We start from the raw sequence: 22,806 nt of genomic DNA, 5'->3' as shown, positions 1-22,806 counted from the left end.
AATTTATTTACTTTACTGTAAAGTAAATAAATACGATGTGCAAGAAAACCGATATGCTAAAAAAATCACCAGGTCGTCCGTCTCGAATTCGCCCTACTATTGTGGCAGCAGCCCGTGAACTATTCCTTGAGCATGGATTAGAAGTCCGTTTAGAGGCTGTTGCCACGAAAGCCGGTACAAATCGACAAACTTTATACAACCATTTCCCGACAAAGACAGCGTTACTTATTGAAGTCTTTGATCATTTAAAAGCAGAAATGGAAGCACCTTTCATTGAGCAGCATGAATTGAAAAATAAGCGACTAGATCAATTATTGTTAGAAATTGGACAGTCTGTACAAAATCATTTTTATCATATTGACGTCATTCGCCTGCAAAGATTGCTGATTATTGCCTTAGTTGAAATGAAAGAAATTCTTCCTAAAATTCAGCAACGTACTCAAGGGAATATTAAAAGATCTTTAACCGATATTCTTGCAACTGCACACAATGCTGGTATTGTTAAAATTGATCAGCCAGAGGAAGCAACAAAGGCTTTCCTCGGTGCCGTAATGGGCTATACCTATCCCGCTACGTTGATTAGTGGAAATATTCCAACTCCAGAAGAACTACAGCGGTTAAATCAAGAAGTTTGCCAAACCTTTTTAAAAGCATGGCAATATAAAGAATAGACTGAATACAAAAAAGCCCTTGTTATAAAAGGGCTCTTTATATGAAATAGCTAAACTTGAAAAATGATGAACGATACATACTACGCCGCTTTAAACTGCTTCAAAAAACAGTCTAATATCATCTCTCTATCCCCTACTTGACCCGAGCTTAAAAGCTAAATAATGGTTCCTTCAATCATATATAAAAATAATTTGGCGTCCTGAAAGGAAAGATCTTTTTTTAGTTTTATTAACTGACTATAGATTTCATTAAGCAACCATGTTCTATATCTCATTACAGTTATATAAGCTTTTGGATAGGTCAGCTTGGTCTCAAAAATTGCTTTAAATAATAGATAGTAAAGCCCCTCCAAATCGGTGTGTAAGACATAAAGTTTCTTAAGTTTATCCATCACACTTGTTTGACTGGCGTACTCAACCATTGAAACTACTTTTTCTTTTAAACGTTCTTTTTGCACGATCATGCAGATTTCGATAAACCGCTCTTTAGAGTGAAAGTAATGATAAAAAGTCGCTTTTGGAATTTGAGATTCTTTCACAATTCTGTCGACTCCAACCGTATGAAATCCGTGATGGTGAAACAGATCAATTGATTTATTTACGACTTGTATGGCACGTGGGGAGATCACTAAATGTGGCATAGTTTTACCGTTATAAAAATTCTTGTTGTATGTAAACGAGATACTTTTTTGGGAGAAAAAAAGGCATAGCAAAGCCGTTAAGACTGTGTTTTGCACATCTCAAGTTTTATTGTTGATTAAGTTTTTGGTCGCGACGAATTAAAGCCTGAAAGCGCTAATCGCTATCAAGCTACTTATAAATTTAAGTGGTGTCGATATAGACTTTGGCAGAGACTGCCAAGAAATAATGGATGTGCAAAGCCAACTCCTTTTTATTGGGAGTTCTGCCAGACATTTATAGAATTATGGTGGCAGAACGAAAGGGGGTTAGCAGACTGGCTCAAGACCCAGCACACCCGAAGGTGTCCCCCTTCCGTCCTACCGCTACAAAAAAGGGAGACGAACGGGTCTACATCAAAAAAATGAATTTTTTCAATGTTCTTGAGCACGGTCTGCTAAAACCGGCTGGCAATGTGGCCAGCAGGCAAAGAATAGTGCCCTGTCCTATTACAGTCAAGCACACAAAATGACATTTGTTTTAATTTAGATCATTAAAAAGTAAGGATAAATAATGCGTGAGTTATTGTTCAAGTGGGGTTTATAAACGCATAAAAACAGAAAAATTAGTAAACAACTATTTGTTATGTTTACGCGAATATTCAGGGTAAGGAAAATGATAGATCTTCATTTGAATTAAATTTAAAAGTTATTACACAAACACTGATAATTATAAAAACACTATCCTCTAGACGAGATAGAATTTTAAAAAATGATTTTTACATAAGGCATCGGATGAACAGACAGAAAATTGGTGTAGACCTTGGAGGTACTAAATTATTAATATTATGTGATGAAATTGAGGAGATATTTAGTACAGGAATTTCATTCACCCCAGAAGAATTAATATCACACCTACAATCTTTTATTTTAAAACATGGAATTAAACCCGAAAGCATAAGCCTAGCAGTGCCGGGTCTAGTTAACGAAAATGGGCACATTGTTAATTGTGATGTTCTCCCTGCATTTATAGGTTGGCAGGGAAATGAAGCATTAAAATTATTATGTAGTAAAACAATTATCTTAAATGATGTAAAAGCTGCCATGCATGCGGAACTAAATGATTCCTCGGCTCATGCTGCAAGTGTCATTATTATGATTGGTACAGGTATTGGGGCTGCATTCATAATAAATGGAAAACCCTTACTGGGAGCTAGTGGTTGGGCTGGTGAGCTAGGTTACTTACCAGTAAAAAGTAATGAAGGAATTAAACGTCTAGATGAAGTTGCAAGTGGCTCAGCAATTGCCAAGCAATGTGCACTCAGCCCATCTAATCTAGCATTAATGGCTAACAATGGAGATCAAGCAACTTTAACTGTTATAAAAGAGGCAGGCACAGCTTTAGGTCTTGGAATAGCAACTGTTATTAATCTTTTGAATCCATCGCAATTAGTAATAGGAGGAGGAACAATAGAATTACCCGGTTATTTAGACGCGGCTTTAAAGTCTGCTAAAGAAAACTGCCTTCCTGAGCTTTGGCAAGATTGCGACATATCAAAAATAAAAGCGGGAAGAAAAGTAGCTGCTTTAGGTGCTATACGTGCAATTGAACAATAAAATAATATGAGTATTTTTCTGATCCGACATGCTGAGAGTGAAGCCAATATTAATGGAAAAACCCTTTCGCATGCTTTGATTGCTTTAAGTGAGCATGGCCATAATCAAGCTCAAGCACTCTGTTCACAATTACCTAAAATTGATCATGTAAATGCATAAGATTACTGACCTAATCTCTAAAGAGGTCGAATAAAGCTTTTCAGTAAGGTTGAAACCAAGGTTTCTTTGGTGCAGTCCCAGTATATGCAGGACTAACTTTAATTGGCCCATGACCTTTTTCACATTCTTGAACACCCCACTCACTAGGGCGAAAACGCGCATTAGCTCCATCGGGTTCAGGCTTACCAAATTCTTTTACAATATCGTGATCAATTAATGGAATTTCAAGTAGTACGATGTCTCCACGAGAGCAAGCAATTGTAGGATGCTTTGTGTCGTAAACCCATTTACCATAACCATTTTCTTCCTTACGATCAAAGCGCATGACGGGCCCTATTTGCTGATCCCATGCCAATTCCATTCGAGGAGGTTCCATCGCAGTTACCCACATTCCTGCGACTTGTACAGGATGAGGGAAACGTACAGCCTGTAATCCCCGTAAACTCAGAGGTAATTGTGGCTCACCATTGTCAAAAGCATCATAACGACTAATTAAGCTCCCTTTGGGAATCAACAGTTCTCCATATTGTGCATCTTGAGATAAAACGAAATGACTGCGACTTTCCTTATAATGCTGCTTAAGAGCAATCTCATACCCTACCGATTCAATCATATAAAATAAATAACCTGCCCATAGGTCACATATTAGTGTCAATACGGTAATGAATAATGTCTTTCGAGAAAAAAACCTAACAGGCTTTTCAACCTTCTTTCGCCAAAAGAGTATTACTTTCACCAACAAGCCTAGTGTTAGTACAACTCCAATCAATGGAATAATAAATAACAGAAAAATTGCGAAAAAAGAGAATGGCTGTACTGGTATCATAATTTTTAAATCTTTAACTTCATATTTTTCTAAGGCGGGTCACTAAGAAAATTGTATATCCGTATTTAAAAAATAGAAATGTTTAGCAAATAAATTAAGTAGTTACAATATAGAAGAGATACATCTTTTTGATGTTAAAGAATATATTAAATATATAACTAAAATCTTGTATAAGCTTGCAAAGAATTAAATTTAAGAGATTTATTAATTTTTTATTTTAATTTATTCAAATTTTATTTTACACATAATAAAATCCTTAACACTTCTATCAGGAATAATCAGTCATGGAAAAACAAGATAAAATATCAATTGCTCATAAATATCTTAGTAATACCATTTCTAAAGTAACAAATGAGCCCACACATGAGCTAAAAAATTATAAACCTACTAAAAATGAAAACTCTTTCTTTTTTATTCATAATTTCGATACTTATGAATTAGAGGCCAAATTTAGTTACAGCGAAGGCTCCCCACAAAAAATAGCTTTACTTATACATGGAGGTAACTCTGATTTAAGTTCCTTAAGCCCTTTAGAAGAGCTTCTTAGAAGTAAAAATATTGCAACACTTTCCTTTAACTTAAGTGGTTTAAATAATACGAGCAAAATAAAGTCATCATTATCTCAAAATATAAATGAAAGTATGACTTTTTATAGTCTTTTAAAAAAAGTAGATATTATTATTGGATATAGTTTGGGGGGCTATATTGCAATTAATTTAGCAAAAAAAATCCAAGTTAATCAATTAATTTTATTTTGTCCAGCCATATATTCAGATCAAGCATTACATAAAATATATGGACTCGATTTTAAAAATGAAATTTCAAAACCTTATAGTTTTTATTCCTCATCAATTTGTAACTTCTTAATGAGTTATAGAAAAAATATATTAATCATTTATGGTGAATTAGATGGAATAAAAACCAATAATGGAAAGTCGAAAGGATTTTATGAAATTAATGGTACCACCCAGTACTCTCCAATCCCTTATGAGATAGTCCAAGCATTTAAAAAAATTTCCATTCGAAAAGCTAATTTTAATTTAAGAATTGAGAAAAATAAAGATCGTTATCTAATAAAAAATATAAAAGAATATAATATTTGAAAAAATATTGATTTTCCAAAAAAGACACTTTAGTCTTTAGCAGAATTTTAACCACAATAAACTAGTCATGAATCAAATAGTTAAGAACTTAGAAACTTATCATCTTCATCTTTCTTCCGAGCTTTCTCATTTAATTAATGAAATGTCATATGAGTTAATAAATTGAATTTTGAAATCCTACTTATCTTAGGCTTAGTGGCTATGGTAGCTGGATTTATTGATGCTATTGCAGGTGGGGGTGGCTTAATCACTCTACCTGCATTGCTCTTATCAGGCGTCCCTCCTGTATCTGCAATAGCGACCAATAAATTGCAAGCTGCCTCGGCAACTCTTTCAGCAACTATTAGTTTCGCAAGAAAAGGACTAATCGAATGGCGTAAAGCAATGCCTATTGCTTGTATGTCTTTTTTAGGAGGTACACTAGGGGCACTTTCAGTTACGCTCATGCCTAAAAAGGTACTCTTAACTATCGTTCCAATACTTTTGATTTTAGTAGCCTTATATTTTATTTTTTCACCCAAACTAAGTGATGTAGATAAAAAACCACTTATTCCTTATTTTCTGTTTGCACTTCTAGTCGCACCGTTACTAGGGTTTTATGATGGAGTTTTTGGTCCTGGAGTCGGTTCATTTTTCATAGTTGCATTTGTACTATTATTAGGTTTTAAGTTGGTAAGCGCCTTATCTTATACCAAGTTAGCAAATGTGGCTTGTAACCTAGGTTCTTTATCTATTTTCATCATTAAAGGATATGTCATTTTTCCAATAGCTCTAGTGATGGCTGGTGGAGCTTTTATAGGTGCTTCGATTGGTGCGAAATTTGCGGTAAGATTTGGATCAAGAGTGATTAAGCCTCTGTTAATATTGATAAGTTTATGTATGGCTTTTAAATTATTATTAGATCATAAGAACCCGATTTTCATATATTTTAGTCATTTCTTTTAATCTATCCATTACATTAATTGTATCTCAATAGTGTGCTTTTTTAGAAGGCTCTTACATCTGTTAAGAGCCTTTTATTATGAAACACAATAAAATAAACCTTATTAAATTTAGAAAAACTTGATTTCTCTCTATTTTTTTTAATAATAAAGTTTAATAAATAAACTACTAAATAGAATTTAGATATGGAAAAAAAAGATGATGCTACAATCATTGTAGAAGAAAAATCCGGTCACCAAAAATATGAGGTGCTAAAAGAAAAACTGAGGTATAAACAGGCGCTTAGAGCAAATACAAAAAAAATTGACCACAAAAATGTCCGCTTAAATATTCAAGCAGATGCTTTACCCAGTAAGACATTTTTTATAATGAATGCGCTTGCAGCGATCATAGCAGGATATGGTCTTCTCGCCGATTCATCCGCTGTAGTTATTGGTGCAATGTTAGTCGCAATGATGCTTGGCCCCATTTCAGGAATAGCCCTGTCATTCATTGATAATAGATGGATTTTATTTAGAACATCATTCTTAACTCTTATTTTAGGCTTAGTAATGATTTATTCGATTGGTATTATTTTGGGACTAATTAATATAAATATACCAATTACTGGCGAAATTTTAGCTAGAACACAACCTACTATAATGGACCTCATGATTGCTCTTGCAGGTGGAGCAGCAGGCGCTTTTGCCTCTATATCACCGCGACTTTCTGTTGCTGTTGTAGGTGTGGCTGTGGCAACCGCTTTAGTTCCACCGTTAGTTGCAAGTGGTATCTTAGTTGCTCATTTAGAATGGAAAAGTGCTGCAAATGCACTGATTTTAGCTATAACAAATATTATTGCCATTCAAGTTAGTTCTTCACTGGTGTTGTGGATTGCCGGTTTTCGCCGAGGTTCTGATACTGAAGTGAAAAGTAATGTCTTCGAATTTATAAAAAGAAATATAGTTAGTTTATTTTTTTTAGTGGGTTTAGCGATTTATTTAACATTCAATTTTACACATATGCTAAATAAACAATTTTATGAAAATAAAGTAAAATCAAATGTTAATGGATTTTTTAATATTAACAATAATGTTGTCGATACAATCCAGTTCGATAAACGGAATACTTTTACTCTCGTTCGTGTAGTAGTTCGAGGAGACACTCCCCCAACAGCATCAGATATTAAAAGACTTAATCAATTGCTACCGAAAGATTCAAATAAAAAATCCACCATTGCCCAAATTAGATTTATTCCAGTAGAGATAATTGAAGCACCAAACAGTCCAAATAATACAGTGATTCAATATAAAGAAGCAGAACGTTTAGTTAAATAAAATATCCAAGTAGAAAGAAGCTAAGCCCCGATTACCGAGGCTTAGCTTTTATAAAAATAGTTTTTAAATCAAATAATTATTTACTTAACATCCTCAAACTCAGAAACAGGTTTGTTTACTTCAACTTTTGTTCCACCGAATTTATCGCTCACAAACTTTTGAACTTTAGGTAAGTGGTAAAGTTCACCAAGTTTGGTATAGATCGGGTCATTTTTCTTCGCTTCAGCCACACCTAACAAATTCACATAAAGTTTTGTAGACTGATCAATAGGTTCACGGAAGATAGAATCCTTCATTACATTTAAGCCACCCTCAAGTGCTAATGTATTACCCAATACAATTGCATCTACATCGTCTTTAACACGGACTGCTGTAGTCATTTGAATTGGTTTTAATTGCAAATTTTTAGGGTTTTCAGCAATGTCATTAGTAGTCCCTTTTACAGGATCAAAGTTCGGCTTAAGTTTAATCAGATTTGCAGACTGCAATAAAGTTAATGCACGAGCTTCATTGGCAGTATCGTTTGGAATCGCAATGGTCGCGCCTTGTGGGAACTCTTCAACAGATTTAACTTTATTTGCATAAATACCCATTGGCTCTAAGTAAGTTGTCGCAACAGCAGCAACTTTAGCCTTATTTGAAGCATTATAAGCTGCCAAATAGTTAAATGACTGGAATGCATTTACATCTTGTTCACCATTTGCAACTGATGTATTGAGCACAACATAGTCAGTCAGATTGGTCACTTCAAGTTTAATACCAGCTTCTTTAGTTTCGGGAAGCGTCGCAACATATTTCCACACATCAGTATCCGAACCTGTTGAAACCAGTTTAATTGTTCGAACTGACTCAGTTTTGTTTTCAGCTGTATTTTCAGTTTGCGCAGGTTGTTTGCTACATGCCGACAGTGTGAGAACAGATGCGCCGAACAGGACACTAAATAATTTTTTCATAAATACATCCTAAAATAGGAAATGCTTACTCTACAAAAGAGAGAGAGACATTCCTAACCATTGGGTCAAAATACAATATTTGGCTGGAAGTAATTTCCAGATATATAAGGGTTTAGAGGCCTGAATTCAGCCTTATTTCTTCCTTGATCTTGCTCGCTGAACAATAGAATCACGTTTTGAAACAGTCTCTAAATATTGGATCATCATATATCAATAAGTGAATATTCTACAAATAACTTGTTCGATTCTGATATATAGAAGCGTTACAAGTAAGATACTGAAAACAAAAAATATATTATATAAATACAACAATTTCGATTAAAATATATACTCATTTGATTTATATGAAATTTTCAGGATTTGTTAGCAGTATTTAAGCTAAATCTTACAGTAATGTAGAGACTAGGCATAAAAAAAGCCCTTGTCATTAACAAGGACTTTGTAAAAATCTGACGGAAGCAAGTTTTTTATATAACTCTTCTCTGATACGGCTCAAAAATAAAATTATATATTTCAAAAAATTAAATTAAAAATCATCCAACTTCATCCTGCACAATCTAGCTTTTTATAATTCTAATACTCAAAATTCATATACAACACATTACTCATTATTCAGGGCTACTTCACGAACTAGGGCAAGGAAGGCTTTCAAACCCGCAGATTGATTACGTCTTCCTGAATAATATAAACAAAGTCCAGACATACAAGGCATCCAATCCTCTAACACGGAAACAAGTTGACCTGACTCAATTTCAGCGCGAACATCCTGTTCCATAAAGTATCCCAGGCCAATGCTCTCTAATACTGCAGCTCTTGATAAGCTTGCTTCATCAAGGGTTATCGGTCCTTGCACATCAATTTGAATAATTTCTCCATTTTTTTCAAATTTCCAGCGGAATAGTGCACCATCAGGTAGACGTACTCGAATACATTTATGTCTAAAAAGATCTGTTGGTATTTGTGGCTTCCCATAACACTCAAAATATTCAGGTGAACCAACAACCACATATTTTTGAAGTTTACCAAGGGACACCGCAATCATATCACTTGGGACAAGATGAGCGACACGAATACCTAAATCAAAACCATCAGCAATAATGTCAACAAGTTTGCCCTCAGTGACCAAATCAATATTCATTTCTGGGTAACGTCGAAGAAATTTAATAATCACAGGAGAAATAATTTCTCTCGCTGCAAATGCAGCCGCATTGATTCTTAATGTACCTGACGGTGATTCTCTCTGCGAACGTACAATATCCAACGCACTATGAATATCCTGAAGAGCAGGCCCGACTTGTTCTACAAAAAGTCTGCCTGCCTCTGTCAAGGAAACACTACGTGTTGTCCGATTAAACAGACGTACACCCAGATTTTCCTCTAATTTACTAATTGCATGACTTAAAGCCGTTGTCGACATCCCTAGTTCAATCGCAGCGCCACGAAAAGTTCCTCGTTTGGCGATTGCCATTACTGCTTTTAAATCATTTAAATTTGCTCGTTCCATTATCCTGATTTATTCAACTAAACATCCCATTTTATACGGATTGTTAGAACAATCGTCAAATCATAAAATTTAAAACACCAATTTAGATCATTAAAAAAGAGCGACTCATGAAAGATATACCAGAAGTGGTTAGTGCATACTTTGATGCTGATCAAGCGAACGACGTAGATGCTTTGAACCTTATTTTTTCTAACTCTGCCATTGTTGAAGACGATGGCAGTCTATACAGAGGAATTGCGGAAATTCGTACATGGTTGCTGGCAATGAAAGAAAAATACCAGTACTCACTTGAAATTATTGATGTTTCTAATAATGGTCATATCAGCACGGTTTTAACACAAGGGAGTGGCAACTTTCCAAATAGTCCTGTGAGACTTAATTTTCAGTTCACACTTGAAAATGACAAAGTTGTTAAATTGAGGATTTATTAATGGAAGATTTTATTACTTTAAAAGGAAAACGTGCCTTAATCACGGCGGGTACAAAAGGTACTGGTGCTGCCACCGTTAAATTATTCAATGAACTTGGCGCGACAGTACTAACCACTGCTAGAACTCAACCAGATTATTTACCGAATAATGTACATTTTGTTTCTGCTGATCTCACAACTCGAGAAGGTTGTGAGGCTGTTGTCCAAGCAGTAAAAGAGTTATTAGGTGGTGTAGATATCATTGTACACATGCTTGGTGGCTCATCTGCGCCAGCGGGCGGATTTGCAGCATTAACCGATGAAGAGTGGTACAAAGAGCTTCACCTAAATCTGATACCTGCAATACGTATTGATCGTCAATTAATTCCCGATATGATTCAGCAAGGCCAAGGTGTAGTAATCCACGTTACGTCAATACAACGCTCACTTCCTTTACCAGAAGCTACGACAGCTTATGCTGCTACAAAAGCAGCACTAGCAACTTATAGTAAAAGCCTGTCAAAAGAAATATCCCCCAAAGGTATTCGGGTTATTCAAGTCTCGCCAGGATGGATTGAAACAGAGGCATCAGTTGCTCTTGCAGAGCGGCTGGCTTTACAAGCTGGCACGGATTATGAAGGTGGTAAAAAGATAGTCATGGATTCAATCGGAGGAGTTCCTATTGGACGACCAGCTAAACCAGATGAAATAGCAAATCTTATCGCATTTTTGGCATCAACCCGTGCGTCTGCAATTACAGGTACTGAATATGTGATTGATGGCGGAACGATTCCTACTGTTTAATAGTAATGTTGAATCACGCCATATTATATTTTTTCTTCACTTGAGCAGTTTATAATTGCAGGTAAAAAAAAAGCCCTTGTCACTAACAAGGGCTTTTTAAGAATCTGGCGGAAGCGGTGAGATTCGAACTCACGGAGGACTCACACCCTCGTCGGTTTTCAAGACCGGTGCATTAAACCGCTCTGCCACGCTTCCAACGAGCGCTATAATATAAATAAAAATTGAAGTTGGCAAATCTTTTATTTAATTTTTAATTCAACCGCTCAAAATAAACACAAATCCATTTAAATTTCTGAGTTTTCCGTCTTTTCATAGCGAATTGTATTGATATACCACAGCTTTTTTCCAGATGGCGTGTGTACTTCAATCTCATCATCAACTTCTTTGCCGAGCAATGCGCGAGCCATAGGTGACTCAATCGAGATATGTTGAGGATGATGATCATAAATTTCATCGATTCCCACAATACGTAAAGTTTTTTGTTCCCCTTCTTCGTTTTCAATCTCAACCCAAGCGCCAAAGTAAACCTTGCCGTCTTGTTCAGGAGAGTAATCAACGATTTTTAATTCTTCTAAGCGTTTTCCTAAATAACGTACACGTCGATCAATTTTTCTGAGAAGCTGCTTATTATATTGATATTATAACCCCACCTTAAAACATACTATTTCTAATATTTTATATTGACAATTGATCAAATAATGATAAGTTTTAATTATAAAAACCCCATATTTCATACTAAATAGTATATGGCTTACGTTAAAAAAATTTATGTAAATTACAAAGATTGTTCTACTCAAACCACCTTGGTCTTGCCTTGTCTCTTGACTGAGAAAGGAGTCATCATTTCTCATTTGCGCTATTTGGCTTGGTTTAATTCAAAAAGTGAATCATGGAAAGAAAGATCTTGTTATGCAGTTAAACTTTTATTGAAGTATATAAATTCAGTTCCACAAATTGAGAATGCTACTAAATTACTCAAAGCTTTCACCGAGGCATTAATCACAGGCACAATTGACCCAACAACCCGTACAGATTCTCTTGATCTTTATTGGCGACCACGCACAGTCAGAGATACCAATAATCTATTATTTCATATTACCCATTACACTGATTTTATGACGTTACAGGATGAACATTCAACAATTCGTGTAAATCCATTTCGCAAAGCTACAAGTTATGAAGAGCGTCTAAATTGGTGCGCTTATTATCATAAACAAGCAAATGTCTTTCTAAATCATTTAACTAAAAAAGATTTATCACAACAGCAAGTTCGTTTGGTTGGTTCGTTCAATGAAGACCTAATTGATTTTGAATATGCAGTTCGTTTCCCCGAAGATCAAATTGAAAGATTGATTTATTTAGGGTTCGAAAAAAATGGAAAATACGACTATAAATCGCAAGCGATTACAATGTTGATGAATTACGGTGGGCTTAGGAAAAGTGAAATTTTTCATATTTACACTTCAGATATCACATTAAACCCAAACCGTCCTCAAGAAGCTCTTGTTCGTGTTTATCATCCTGAATTAGGTCTAGCTCCAGATCCTCATTTCAAAAATAGACGTGAATTTCTTTTATCCAAAACATCATTCAAACCTAGAAATAACTATTCATTTACCGAACGTTTATATGCGGGATGGAAGTCCCCATTACTTACATCTAAACAAGGTTACTTTGAGATTGTATTTAATCCACCTGAAAAAGCTAAAGAGTTCTTATTAATTTGGGCAAACTATCTCAAATATCAGCGTGTAGAGCCGCTGAAAAGTAATCCACATCCTTTTGCATTTACAAATAATTTAGGTGAGCCTGAAACTATAAAAAACTTTCAACGCCTGCATAAACGTGCAGTAGAGCGCATCGGGCTAATTAGCAAAAAATCTCTTGGTACGACTGAGCATGGTCATCGTCATGCATATGGATTTCGTGCGCGTCAGGCTGGTTTAAATCAAGTCGAAATTCAAAAAGCTATGCATCATAAAAGTCCAACTTCATGCCTTGTTTATATCAAACCAACAATTGAAGAAGTACAAGAAAAGTTGAGAGCGATTAAATGATTAAACCTCAAGCAATCAGACAAATTGAAAGTAAACGATTTAATAAAGAGTTTTCGACTTTTCCTGACTTAGATTCTTTAAAAAAATTTTGTAAAAATGAAGGTATTACAAACTCAGTACTCTATAAACAGAAATATAGAGAATATGGGCTACCTGCTCATCCCGAAAGAATTTATGACGAATGGATTAGCTATAAAGATTTTTTTGATATAACTGATTTTATTTCATATGTCGAACTAAAAAATTTGATAGAAAGCAAAAATCTTAAAAATGCTAAAGAATACAAAGCTTTTATTTTAAAATTAAATGATCTAAGTCTTCCACTTGATCCACAAACTGCATATCCAAATGAATGGGAAAACTGGTATAAATTTTTAGGTAAAACAGAACCATTTAAACCAGATTTTATTTCTCCTGACTATGTCACTTGGGCAATTAAGATCAAAGAATTTATGACTAAAGCCCGTGGCGGAGGCACTAAAGAAACTCAGCTCTGTCGTTTCGTTCGACTTTATATTGAACAATTTGATAAAAGCAAAACACCACACGCTTTTCTTATACAGGAAAAATTCGATGTAAAACCCTTTCGAGATATTCTTGAAAATATAGAATCTGAACCAATGAGAAGGAAACTCGTTGTTTATGTCAATGAATTCTTAGATTACATTATTGATAATGATTTAACGATTGAAGATGAAGAAACAGGCGAAATAGTACGAGTCGATAATGCTCGAAATCCGTTCACCCTTCTACTTAATCAACAAAATATATCATCTAGCTCCATCCGCTCTGAAACAACAAAACCATGCTTACAATACCATTTTGTTAAAAAAGCCCAAGAATGGATTATTCCAACCAATGCAAAAAGCTTTCAAGATTTAGAGCACCTTCATAAATTCGATGCAGATTGGATAAAAGTAAGCTTTGATCAATTAGATTTACATGATTTAGATTGTGTTTACCGTGTAATTGATAATCAAGCATATTTATGGTGTCCAACAGACTGGATTCATACTTATACACTCACCAAAGTTCCCTTAAGAGGACGACAAATCGCCTATAACGATTCTGGCGAAGCTGATGAGTATATTGCAGATTTAGATCAGCAAAACAAAGTAATTTGGCAAAAAAATAATGCCCCAATTTCTGGGTTGACTAAAGAACAATCATTCATTAAAAGAATGCCTGATGGTCAAACAGGTATCTTTACCACTACAAATAAAACAAATAACAATGGGCATGGCTACACAATTCCGTGGATACCCGAAGATTTAGCATATTGGCTAATTAGGTTACGAAAATGGCAACAAAAATATAATCCTATCTCATATCCTAGTGCTTGGATTGATTGCCAAAGAACAAATTTAAATGAGGTGCAAAGAAAAGCCAAAGGATTGAATTGTTTTCTTTTTAGGCGCTTTAATGATTTTGAACCAGCAAATGTCGGTAATGCTTTAACCCCAAGATTAGCGGCTGCTCTTTATAATATACAGCCCTCAAATCTTTGCTTAGCTACACTTGAAGGAAATAGAGCAGTTTTAGGTGCATATAAGTCTAAATATACACCTCATAGCATGCGTGTTAGCCTCATTACAGCCTATGTTCTTGAAATGGGTATGCCTATTGAAATCGTGATGAAGATCGTTGGCCATAGCTCCGTGATCATGTCGATTTATTATTGCAAAGTTTCCAATCATGATATTAGAACTCGATTAGAAGAAGGTGAAAAAATAGCCTTAAAATCTGAAGTTGAATCTATTCAAAAAACAATTGAGCAGAATAAAATTGAAAGTGTTAAAAACCAATTAGTTGGTAATAACTTGGAGTTACTACAAGCTTTATCTAATGAGGTTCCTGTGGGTAATTTTATTTTTAGAGATTATGGTATTTGCCCTTTTGCAGCTTCAAGATGTGAGGATGGTGGTGAGTTAATAAAAAGTAGTTCATTCTATACCCCTACACCTCAAGGTTATTTAGGAACTCAGAATTGTATCCGTTGTAGACATTTTATAACTGGGCCTGCCTTTATCGGTGGTTTATTGGCAATTACAAATGAGATATTACTCCAATCCAATGATCAGTCTGAAATATGTTCAAAACTTCAATTTAAAATCAATCGGATTAATCAAGATATTGATAATATTGAAAAAGAAGAATATATAGCCAACTTAAAGAAAGAAAAATTTGAAGGTGCTGCAAAAAGATCAAAGCTCGAGACTGAACTTAGAAATTTCGAATCAGAATATGAAACTGCTGCTAAGAAATTGGATATGCTTTTGTGCGATATTCAAGCAGCATATAGTTATATTACAAAATGCCACAAGCTCATCAATAACAATCCCCTTATAGAGAGCGATGAAAAACTCTCCTTAATTACAGCCCCTAATGCTGAATTGATATTAGAAATGGAAGAAGTGAGCCATTATCAACAATTACAAGAAGTCTGTGAAAATGCAGCCATTTATAAATCTTGTAATGCAGATCAAGCTATTTATCCAAGGACTCAGCTCATTGATAAAATGGCGATGTTTAATGAAATTATGCCTGCTTTATTCATGTTATCTAAAGAACAGCAACTTTCGGCAGGCAATCAAATTTTTAAATTATTGATGAGTCGCCTCAAATCTTGGGATAAAGTACAAAGTGTTATAGATGGCAAGCTTAAATTGATCGAGCTTTCTGAAACTGAACAAATTTCAAAATCAGAAATTGAGCTCATTCTACATAATTCACCCACTTTGATTGAGGCAACTCATGAATTCTGAAGAGTTATTAAATAAATTAAAACATGGCTCATCACACAAAATCCAACAATCACTCGATGCAATCTATGAAGTATGTATTGAACAACAGGAACGTGGAATTCAGGATTTTTCTGTAAGTACGATTGCTAATTTAGGATTTAATCGAGGTGTTCCTAAAGCGCAAAGCATTAGAAATAAGACCGGTGAAAAATATAGAGCATTAATTCAATGTTTTGCAGAGGCTTCATCACAGAAGCCTAACTCGGTTAAGCCATCACAAACAGATAATGCATGGATTGAAGAAATTCAAAATCCGAAACATCAGTTGCTTGTACGCATTATGGCATCTGAGTTAAAAGAAGCTCAGCAAATGATCCGCGAAATCATTCCACCCAAACAAAGGATTGATATTTATGATCATAAGAATATGATACCTGATGAATCATTTAAGCTTTCTGATCAAGAAGTACGGGCATTACAATATTTATTATCTACTGATTTCCAAAAAAAATGGAATCTTAAACCAACTCATTTTGGTGAGCTAATCGATGAATCTAATAAGCCTGTTTTTAAAGTTTCAACATTAGATGCCTTACGTAAAGCATTGGAGTATTTGTCTTGAATCGTAAACTATTAACTGCTGAAGGTTATCAACGCTTACAAGATGAGTTAAATGATTTAGTACGTAAAGAACGTCCCGAAATTACTAAAATAGTATCTTGGGCAGCTAGTCTTGGTGATCGGTCTGAAAACGCTGATTACATCTATAATAAAAGAAAATTAAGAGAAATTGATCGTAGAATTAGATATTTAATAAAGCTTTTTGAAGTTGCTCATAAAGTCGAATACAGCCCAGAACAAGATGGAAAAGCTTATTTCGGTGCATGGGTAGAATTAGAAAATGATGAAGGCGAAACTATCAAGTTTAGAATAGTTGGAGATGAGGAAATTTATGGACGTAAAGACTATATTTCTCTCCAGTCTCCTATAGCAAAAGCTTGCTTAGGCAAATCTGTAGATGATGAAATTCAAGTGCATACACCTACTGGCAATAAAAATTGGTATCTTATTAAGATTCATTATTTAACCTAAATTACTTTTAAGGTATATCAAAAAGTTCGAGCTTGACTTTTAGCTTTGGCGATTAGCCAATCAATGAAGCATAGACATGAACAATATACCCCAGTTCAAAAACAGAATTTTTAAATCAGAAAATTACTAATTATTGGAATTTGACAAAATTATGGACATGACTAGTTATACAGATTTAGGCATCAGTTACGAGAACAGTAACGCTAGACTTTATTATAGATACGATGAGGATGCAGAAAATATCGAACTTGTAAAAGTTTGGACTCGAACCCCTAATATTGACGACACTCTAATCCGAGAGTTATGGAGTCATGAGTTAAGGTATTTAAATAAACTACAATTAATTAACGGAGCACAAGATTTTCTTTTACTCTCTAAAGAGTCAAGATTTGATGATTATACATATGCAATTGTATTTGATTTAAATGAAGAGCACCAAATTCTAAGTCAGTACTTGGAGAGGGATAATGATAGATATGCTTATTTAGATAAAAATAAATTAACTTTTCCAATATATAGAGTTTCATTATGGAAAAATATTCTCCGATTAGCTAGAGGTTTAAATATTTTACATAACCAAGGACTTCTTCATTCAAATATTTGTAGTCGCAATATTTTATTAAAAGACACCAATACAGATGAAAATTTTGTACTAACAGGATTTGAATATTGCCTATCACTGAGTGATTTAAAAAATCCTTTATCTTCCATATCCGGACAAGCTAGTAAGAGTTCATACTTACAAGATTGGGTACAAATTGCTGCACTATGTAATATTTTTCTCGACTATCGTAGTAAAAGTATTGAATTGATGCCAAGTGAATTTACTTTTCTTAAAGAACTATTGGATGATAGTCTTTCAAACAAAACCAGAGCAAAATCTATTAATGGTGATTACATCATAAATAAAATTGAAAATATTATTTATGATGTAAAGAGTTTAGCGGACAAGGAGTCAGGAAAAGAATATATTGTTTTTTTTAATAATCATTTTCTAAATTCAAGGTTAATTAAACAAATTAAAGCATTAGCTAATGCAGCAAACAACGATAATTACCTATTGGAAGAAGCTTTAGATTTTATTAATGATGATTTAAGTGGGGAAAATATAACTTTAATATATGCAAAGGATAATAAAGATGAGGACAAATATTTCATAAAAGGTAAACGCTATATTTATGAAGTCATAAAATATAGGGAACCAACATCTTTTAGCATGGCAACTTCAATAGAAAGTTGGAGCCGTGCCACATGTTTCAATATTACGGAAAGCCTTCCCCATTGGGCAAAATTTTCCAAAAAGTCTATTGATTGTCAAATTTCAGTTAGATTAATTACGCCATCAAAAGTATCTCAAAAGTACGCCAAACCAAGTACTAATACTAGATATGAAGATTGGTCTCAATTTGATCTATTAAAACAAGAAAATAGTTTAGATCCAACCGTAAAAGAATTCCTGCAAAGTCTTGCCATGTGCCATGCAATAGAAGTTGCAGAGTATAGAAGAAATATATTTAAGGTAGTTGCAGATGTTAAGATGGATTCAATTTTACTTAAATTGGAAAAAAATATCGATATATTAAATCTATCAAAGTTACTTGGAATTAATGGAAGTGTTTTAGATTTATTTAATAACAAGTTAAGTGATGGTGAAAATAACAAATGGATACTAAGTAGAAGAGAACTAGAAAAATCTTCTGAATTTAAAACTTGGGATAATATTACATCAATGCATTTTAATGATGAAGATATAAGACTCGAATTGATTTATGATAAAAAAATTGGGGATCAATTTTGTTTCCATGTTTCAAACAGTCCAGACTTATTAAGATTTGCTCAATATTTTAATAATCATCCTCTGTATCTGACACCTATATCGCAAGCTGGTTCATCTGCACTATTACATAGGAAAAATAAAGCCTATATAGCATTAATAAATAATTCATACTTAATAAAAAGTTTAGTTAGCCCAGACGAAAATATCAAAAAAATACCATATAATCACTCCTATACCTCAAGTTATAGTGAAATGGATGCTTCAAAACAAAAGGTCTATACAGATATCTTACAAACGTATCCAAACTATGTTGTACAAGGTCCCCCTGGAGTTGGTAAAACTTTTTTAGTAACCGCCTTGATTGAGCAAATATTTAAAGATGAACCAAATAGTAAAATCGTCATAACAGCTCAAAGCCATGCTACAGTTCAGGTTTTATATGATGCTTTAATGGGTGGTGATATTAATTTATCAAAAAATATTATTTCTATCGATGATTTTAAAAATGAAAGCATATTCGATGATGATACATCAAAGATTGAAAAACATACTCAAAAATATATTGAAGATCTCAAGAGTAGTTTATTATGGAATCGTGCGTATATAGAATATCCTAGTCTTAAAAATGATATGGATCAATTTATACAATCAACTGAAAAAAGAAAACCATTTTATAAGCAAATAATTAGTTCCGCCAATATTTTGTTTACAACATCTAACTCTGGAATTATTGAAGAATTAATCAAAAATAATATTCAATTTGATTGGACGATCATGGAGGAATCAGGTAAAGCATCTGGTAACGAACTTATAAGTCCATTATTGCTATCACACAGACGACTAATGATAGGAGATCATAAACAACTCCCACCATTTTCTGAAACCGTGGTTAATAGCATACTTGAACGTGATAGCATTGATTATTCATTGCTAATTGATGGAATTAGTAATGGTAGTTTTAAAACCAATTTAACTAGAATATCTGGACTTGATGAGCTATCGGAGCTAATGCAGTCAGATGAATTAGACAATGACACCATCAAACAACTCAATCAGACAATAAAACGTATTTTTACTAAAACCAAAACCCATTTTTCTCTATTTAAACATTTAGTTGAAACATCTGAACGCCTCAATATAAATAACTCATCCTCTATGGGCGATTTGCTTAAGATACAGTATCGAATGCACCCAAATATATCAAAACTAATATCCTCCTTATTTTATAAAGATCAATTAATAAACCATAAAGAGACAGAAAATAAATATTTAGATATTACTACAAAGCCTTTTATTTTCTCTACTAATGATCACTTCCCAAACATTAACTCAGACAAAGGAATTGTATGGTTGGGAATTCAAGACCCAAATAAATATAATTTTCTTCCCCAAGAAAAAGATTATACTAATGAATTTGAAGCCCAAATTATTATAAAATCACTTGAACTCATTCAATCAAAATCTCAATTGAATGCTGAAAATAATAAGCCAATTAAATTAATGGTACTGAGTCCATATAAAAAGCAAGTTGATATGTTAAATAGTTTATTTTTAACACACAAAACTGTGGAAAAAATACAACAGAAAGGATTTTGCATAGCTCAAGGTGATAACTTATGTAAAACTGTAGATTCTTTTCAAGGAGGAGAAGCAGATTTAATTATATTAAGCTTAGTTAGACATAATACACACACGCCGATACGCAAGGCTCTAGGCTTTCTTCTTGATGCGCGGAGAATGAATGTAATGCTTAGTCGTGCTAAATACCAAATGATTATTGTGGGAAGTTTAGATATGCTTGCTTGGTGGTCAAATGATTCGCGAGCAAAGGATAGTGAAGAATTTTTGGTCAAAATGACGAATATGTTAATTCCAAATTCAATTCAAGCTAAAGAACTTGAAATTTGTCATTATATTCCAATAGCTTACCAAAACAATTAACGCAATTTTTCCAATTTCATGAGGTCACCTCTAGTGATTACTAAAAACATCATACAGCAGAATAGAAGCTGTAAATTTAAAGTTGCAATTGAATTTGCTTATGGTCAACAAAAGCTTAATGTCACAAGAACTGATGGATGGAGTGTATTAGATTTTATTATATTACGGGAAATTGCCAAACGTAGTTCTTTTTTTACTTTAGAGCACTTAGCTGAAATCACTCAATTACCAAAACAGATTATACTTCAAATTATTATTCCTCTATTACGTATGGGATGGATTGAACTAGATAGAAGTAAAAATCCAACATGTGTTGCGATTACAAATATTGGGTTAGTAGCAGCAGATAGAAATGATCTTCCGCCTGTTGTATCTAGTTATGCGGCAACTAGAGAATATTTAATTGATCCTATAGTTGGTAAAGTAATTGGATTATTACGACATAAAAATATCGGGACATATAACTATCTAAAAGTTCAAGAACTCAAAGCTGCTGGTGAAAATCTTGCAATACTACAAATTGACAATCCTCATTCTTTTGTTAATGAAGATAGCTTATTGAAAGAAATAACTTATTCTCATGAAGTTGCAACCATTGTTGATAGACTTGAAACCTCTCCAAAAGATAAACGTTTTGTCATATTTAATGTCTCTTTAGAAAATGGAAAGGAATCTATTGATAGGTTTTATAATAAATACAATGAATGGTTTGATGCTGCTACTTTTGACTTTATCGAACAAAAATTAAAAGAATTAATCAATGAGCATAAAAAAAATTCAAGAAATACAAATTTAGTTGATGCGATAAATAATACAAACTTAAGCTCTCAAGATCGCCCCCCTATCTCATTCTCTATTGGTGATAATGAATTTGATTTGGTACTTGGTGGGATGGATCACAGAAAAAAATTTAAGGACTTAATAAATCATGCTGAAAGCTATTTAATAATTCAAACCACTTATATTGGTGGTTTATGGGCGCTAGATTCTTTAATTGATGATTTAAAAAATGCCGCCGACAGACAAGTAAGAATAACAATTTTATGGGGAAAAGATAATGAAGAATTTACTAATACTGATGAATATCAAAATGTATTGAATTATTTTAGTCAAAATTTAAGTTCATCCCAGGCTAAATATATCCACTTGCAAGAGCAGTGCGGATCTCATGCTAAATTCATTATTTCTGATCATGCAGAGTTTGGAAATATAGTTATTGTTGGTTCTTGCAATTGGTTATATTCAAATTTTGATCGATTTGAAGCATCTGTATTATTTAAAAACAATGATATTGTTAAATACTTTTTAACCTTAGCTTCTAGCATCTCGACTGGAAAGAGTGGAATTTATGATGCTACTAGTAAGTATATCGCTGATTTAACTTATGATATCTGCATTAGCGGACAGACAACCCCTTCATTAGAAACAACTCGTGTTGAAATTGTATTAAAAGATCAACATTATTCCTATATCCAGAAGGCTAAAAATGAAGCTAAACAAAAAGTATTAATTTTAAGCGACAAAATTAGTGATGTTGCTAACCGTCCTATATTAAACGCATTAGAAGAATGCAAGGCAAATAGCAAGAGAGCTTTTTATTCTACTTTTGATACAGATATAATTTCTAAAGAATCCGTCAATGCTATGGAAAAAGCTGCTCTAGTAAAAGGGATAAAACTTTTACGACATAACTGGAATAAATTAAAAACTAACCACTCAAAAGTACTTGCTTGGGACGACAACGACTTGGTAATTTCTAGCCTAAACTGGCTATCATCAAATGCTTCAGTATCTAATCATAATCACGAATCACTTCATGAAATTGGAATCTATTTACATTCGCCCAATATTGCAAAACGTTTCATTACTTTTTTTGATGATAAAAATAATCATGAACAGATGTAAAAATACTTTCACAAAATTTCGAGCAGTCCCAAGGAAACTTATATGTGTGTAGTGATCATTATAACTAGCTAAAGATCAATAAAAGTAAAGACTCATTAATACTAAATACTATGAGTCTTTACTGTGTTGTCTTAGTTTTCCAGTCAAGATCAAATAAGTATCGCTATAATATATAACTTTCTATCAATGTCTTATGAGTAATGTTTACAAAATATTTGTCGACCTCCACCCATTCTCTTATGATCTGACTATTTTTCTACGTACATAAATATAAAATAAAAGAGGCATATTTTCAGCCTCTTTAAAAATTAGTTTGTGTTTTTACCTTGTCTTTTCCTCATAGATTCCCGTCTCTGTGGACTGCCGGTA

17 protein-coding genes, 1 tRNA gene and 2 pseudogenes are annotated in these 22,806 nt (G+C 33.6%); 14 read left to right on the top strand and 6 right to left on the bottom strand.

The window, feature by feature from the left end:
- Window positions 1–53 precede the first annotated feature (53 nt).
- Entirely contained in the window at window positions 54–671 is a 618-nt protein-coding gene (locus tag HJG58_RS13475; protein WP_005073026.1) for a TetR/AcrR family transcriptional regulator, read from the top strand.
- Window positions 672–751: 80 nt separating this feature from the next.
- On the opposite strand, the pseudogene HJG58_RS13470 reads toward HJG58_RS13475, so the two are convergent.
- A pseudogene (locus tag HJG58_RS13470) lies at window positions 752–1,312 on the bottom strand (TetR/AcrR family transcriptional regulator).
- A gap of 771 nt (window positions 1,313–2,083) precedes the next feature.
- Between HJG58_RS13470 and HJG58_RS13465 the strand changes: the two are divergent.
- The gene (locus HJG58_RS13465; protein ID WP_170249292.1) at window positions 2,084–2,905 is read left to right on the top strand and encodes an ROK family protein; all 822 of its coding nucleotides are present in this window, start codon (window positions 2,084–2,086) and stop codon (window positions 2,903–2,905) included.
- Between the two features lie 6 nt (window positions 2,906–2,911).
- Window positions 2,912–3,064 (top strand): phosphoglycerate mutase family protein, encoded by a 153-nt coding sequence (locus tag HJG58_RS13460; protein WP_170249290.1) that lies wholly within the window; start codon window positions 2,912–2,914, stop codon window positions 3,062–3,064.
- 40 nt (window positions 3,065–3,104) lie between these two features.
- On the opposite strand, the gene HJG58_RS13455 is transcribed toward HJG58_RS13460, so the two are convergent.
- Entirely contained in the window at window positions 3,105–3,890 is a 786-nt protein-coding gene (locus tag HJG58_RS13455; RefSeq protein ID WP_170249288.1) for a hypothetical protein, read from the bottom strand.
- A gap of 284 nt (window positions 3,891–4,174) precedes the next feature.
- Here HJG58_RS13455 and HJG58_RS13450 point away from each other — a divergent pair, with 284 nt between their 5' ends.
- The 3 genes from HJG58_RS13450 (at window position 4,175) to HJG58_RS13440 (ending at window position 7,251) form a co-directional block, all read left to right on the top strand.
- Complete coding sequence (locus tag HJG58_RS13450) at window positions 4,175–4,993, top strand: alpha/beta fold hydrolase (protein WP_170249286.1); 819 nt, start codon at window positions 4,175–4,177, stop codon at window positions 4,991–4,993.
- A 201-nt stretch (window positions 4,994–5,194) separates the two neighbouring features.
- On the top strand, window positions 5,195–5,938 hold the full coding sequence (locus tag HJG58_RS13445; RefSeq protein WP_170249337.1) for a TSUP family transporter: 744 nt from the start codon (window positions 5,195–5,197) through the stop codon (window positions 5,936–5,938).
- Window positions 5,939–6,120: 182 nt separating this feature from the next.
- Window positions 6,121–7,251 carry a DUF389 domain-containing protein gene (locus HJG58_RS13440; RefSeq protein ID WP_170249285.1) on the top strand — a complete coding sequence of 377 codons (1,131 nt, stop codon included), beginning with the start codon at window positions 6,121–6,123 and terminating at the stop codon, window positions 7,249–7,251.
- Between the two features lie 80 nt (window positions 7,252–7,331).
- On the opposite strand, the gene HJG58_RS13435 is transcribed toward HJG58_RS13440, so the two are convergent.
- Together HJG58_RS13435 and HJG58_RS13430 are read right to left on the bottom strand one after the other, a co-directional pair.
- The gene (locus tag HJG58_RS13435) at window positions 7,332–8,204 is read right to left on the bottom strand and encodes a MetQ/NlpA family ABC transporter substrate-binding protein (RefSeq protein WP_046813551.1); all 873 of its coding nucleotides are present in this window, start codon (window positions 8,202–8,204) and stop codon (window positions 7,332–7,334) included.
- A gap of 601 nt (window positions 8,205–8,805) precedes the next feature.
- Entirely contained in the window at window positions 8,806–9,708 is a 903-nt protein-coding gene (locus HJG58_RS13430; protein ID WP_170249282.1) for a LysR family transcriptional regulator, read from the bottom strand.
- 107 nt (window positions 9,709–9,815) lie between these two features.
- On the opposite strand from HJG58_RS13430, the gene HJG58_RS13425 reads away from it, so the two are divergent.
- Window positions 9,816–10,139, top strand: a complete 324-nt coding sequence (locus tag HJG58_RS13425) for a nuclear transport factor 2 family protein (RefSeq protein ID WP_170249280.1) — start codon at window positions 9,816–9,818, stop codon at window positions 10,137–10,139.
- Window positions 10,139–10,921, top strand: a complete 783-nt coding sequence (locus tag HJG58_RS13420; RefSeq protein WP_170249278.1) for an SDR family oxidoreductase — start codon at window positions 10,139–10,141, stop codon at window positions 10,919–10,921. Before HJG58_RS13425 ends, HJG58_RS13420 begins: the two co-directional genes overlap by 1 nt.
- 105 nt (window positions 10,922–11,026) lie before the next feature.
- Here HJG58_RS13420 and HJG58_RS13415 read toward each other — a convergent pair.
- Window positions 11,027–11,116: transfer RNA gene (locus tag HJG58_RS13415), tRNA-Ser, on the bottom strand.
- 89 nt (window positions 11,117–11,205) lie between these two features.
- Window positions 11,206–11,559, bottom strand: a pseudogene (locus tag HJG58_RS13410) (GreA/GreB family elongation factor); the annotation flags it as partial.
- Between the two features lie 108 nt (window positions 11,560–11,667).
- Here HJG58_RS13410 and gmtY point away from each other — a divergent pair.
- From gmtY to HJG58_RS19170, 6 genes are all read left to right on the top strand, one after another.
- On the top strand, window positions 11,668–12,978 hold the full coding sequence (gene gmtY, locus HJG58_RS13405; RefSeq protein ID WP_168378291.1) for a gamma-mobile-trio recombinase GmtY: 1,311 nt from the start codon (window positions 11,668–11,670) through the stop codon (window positions 12,976–12,978).
- The gene (gene gmtZ / locus HJG58_RS13400) at window positions 12,975–15,743 is read left to right on the top strand and encodes a gamma-mobile-trio integrase GmtZ (RefSeq protein ID WP_170249276.1); all 2,769 of its coding nucleotides are present in this window, start codon (window positions 12,975–12,977) and stop codon (window positions 15,741–15,743) included. Before gmtY ends, gmtZ begins: the two co-directional genes overlap by 4 nt.
- Window positions 15,733–16,344, top strand: a complete 612-nt coding sequence (gmtX, locus tag HJG58_RS13395; RefSeq protein WP_168378293.1) for a gamma-mobile-trio protein GmtX — start codon at window positions 15,733–15,735, stop codon at window positions 16,342–16,344. The genes gmtZ and gmtX overlap by 11 nt, the downstream gene beginning before the upstream one ends.
- Complete coding sequence (gene greB, locus HJG58_RS13390) at window positions 16,341–16,814, top strand: transcription elongation factor GreB (protein ID WP_168378294.1); 474 nt, start codon at window positions 16,341–16,343, stop codon at window positions 16,812–16,814. The genes gmtX and greB overlap by 4 nt, the downstream gene beginning before the upstream one ends.
- Window positions 16,815–16,965: 151 nt before the next feature.
- Window positions 16,966–20,532, top strand: a complete 3,567-nt coding sequence (locus HJG58_RS13385) for a DEAD/DEAH box helicase (protein WP_170249274.1) — start codon at window positions 16,966–16,968, stop codon at window positions 20,530–20,532.
- 33 nt (window positions 20,533–20,565) lie between these two features.
- Window positions 20,566–22,437, top strand: a complete 1,872-nt coding sequence (locus HJG58_RS19170) for a phospholipase D-like domain-containing protein (protein ID WP_170249273.1) — start codon at window positions 20,566–20,568, stop codon at window positions 22,435–22,437.
- Window positions 22,438–22,806: the final 369 nt, after the last annotated feature.

It is taken from the genome of Acinetobacter geminorum, from assembly GCF_013009345.1.
Taxonomy (GTDB): domain Bacteria; phylum Pseudomonadota; class Gammaproteobacteria; order Pseudomonadales; family Moraxellaceae; genus Acinetobacter; species Acinetobacter geminorum.
Note: the sequence above shows the minus strand (reverse complement) of the source record. Positions and strands in the feature narration are given on the sequence as shown.

Coding starts and splice junctions, on each gene's coding strand:
- HJG58_RS13440 (WP_170249285.1), top strand. CDS start 6,121: ATGGAAAAAAAAGATGATGCTACAATCATTGTAGAAGAAAAATCCGGT.
- HJG58_RS13385 (WP_170249274.1), top strand. CDS start 16,966: ATGGACATGACTAGTTATACAGATTTAGGCATCAGTTACGAGAACAGT.
- HJG58_RS13465 (WP_170249292.1), top strand. CDS start 2,084: ATGAACAGACAGAAAATTGGTGTAGACCTTGGAGGTACTAAATTATTA.
- HJG58_RS13455 (WP_170249288.1), bottom strand. CDS start 3,890: ATGATACCAGTACAGCCATTCTCTTTTTTCGCAATTTTTCTGTTATTT.
- gmtX (WP_168378293.1), top strand. CDS start 15,733: ATGAATTCTGAAGAGTTATTAAATAAATTAAAACATGGCTCATCACAC.
- HJG58_RS13460 (WP_170249290.1), top strand. CDS start 2,912: ATGAGTATTTTTCTGATCCGACATGCTGAGAGTGAAGCCAATATTAAT.
- HJG58_RS13450 (WP_170249286.1), top strand. CDS start 4,175: ATGGAAAAACAAGATAAAATATCAATTGCTCATAAATATCTTAGTAAT.
- gmtZ (WP_170249276.1), top strand. CDS start 12,975: ATGATTAAACCTCAAGCAATCAGACAAATTGAAAGTAAACGATTTAAT.
- HJG58_RS13445 (WP_170249337.1), top strand. CDS start 5,195: ATGGTAGCTGGATTTATTGATGCTATTGCAGGTGGGGGTGGCTTAATC.
- gmtY (WP_168378291.1), top strand. CDS start 11,668: ATGGCTTACGTTAAAAAAATTTATGTAAATTACAAAGATTGTTCTACT.
- HJG58_RS13425 (WP_170249280.1), top strand. CDS start 9,816: ATGAAAGATATACCAGAAGTGGTTAGTGCATACTTTGATGCTGATCAA.
- HJG58_RS13435 (WP_046813551.1), bottom strand. CDS start 8,204: ATGAAAAAATTATTTAGTGTCCTGTTCGGCGCATCTGTTCTCACACTG.
- HJG58_RS13475 (WP_005073026.1), top strand. CDS start 54: ATGCTAAAAAAATCACCAGGTCGTCCGTCTCGAATTCGCCCTACTATT.
- HJG58_RS13430 (WP_170249282.1), bottom strand. CDS start 9,708: ATGGAACGAGCAAATTTAAATGATTTAAAAGCAGTAATGGCAATCGCC.
- HJG58_RS13420 (WP_170249278.1), top strand. CDS start 10,139: ATGGAAGATTTTATTACTTTAAAAGGAAAACGTGCCTTAATCACGGCG.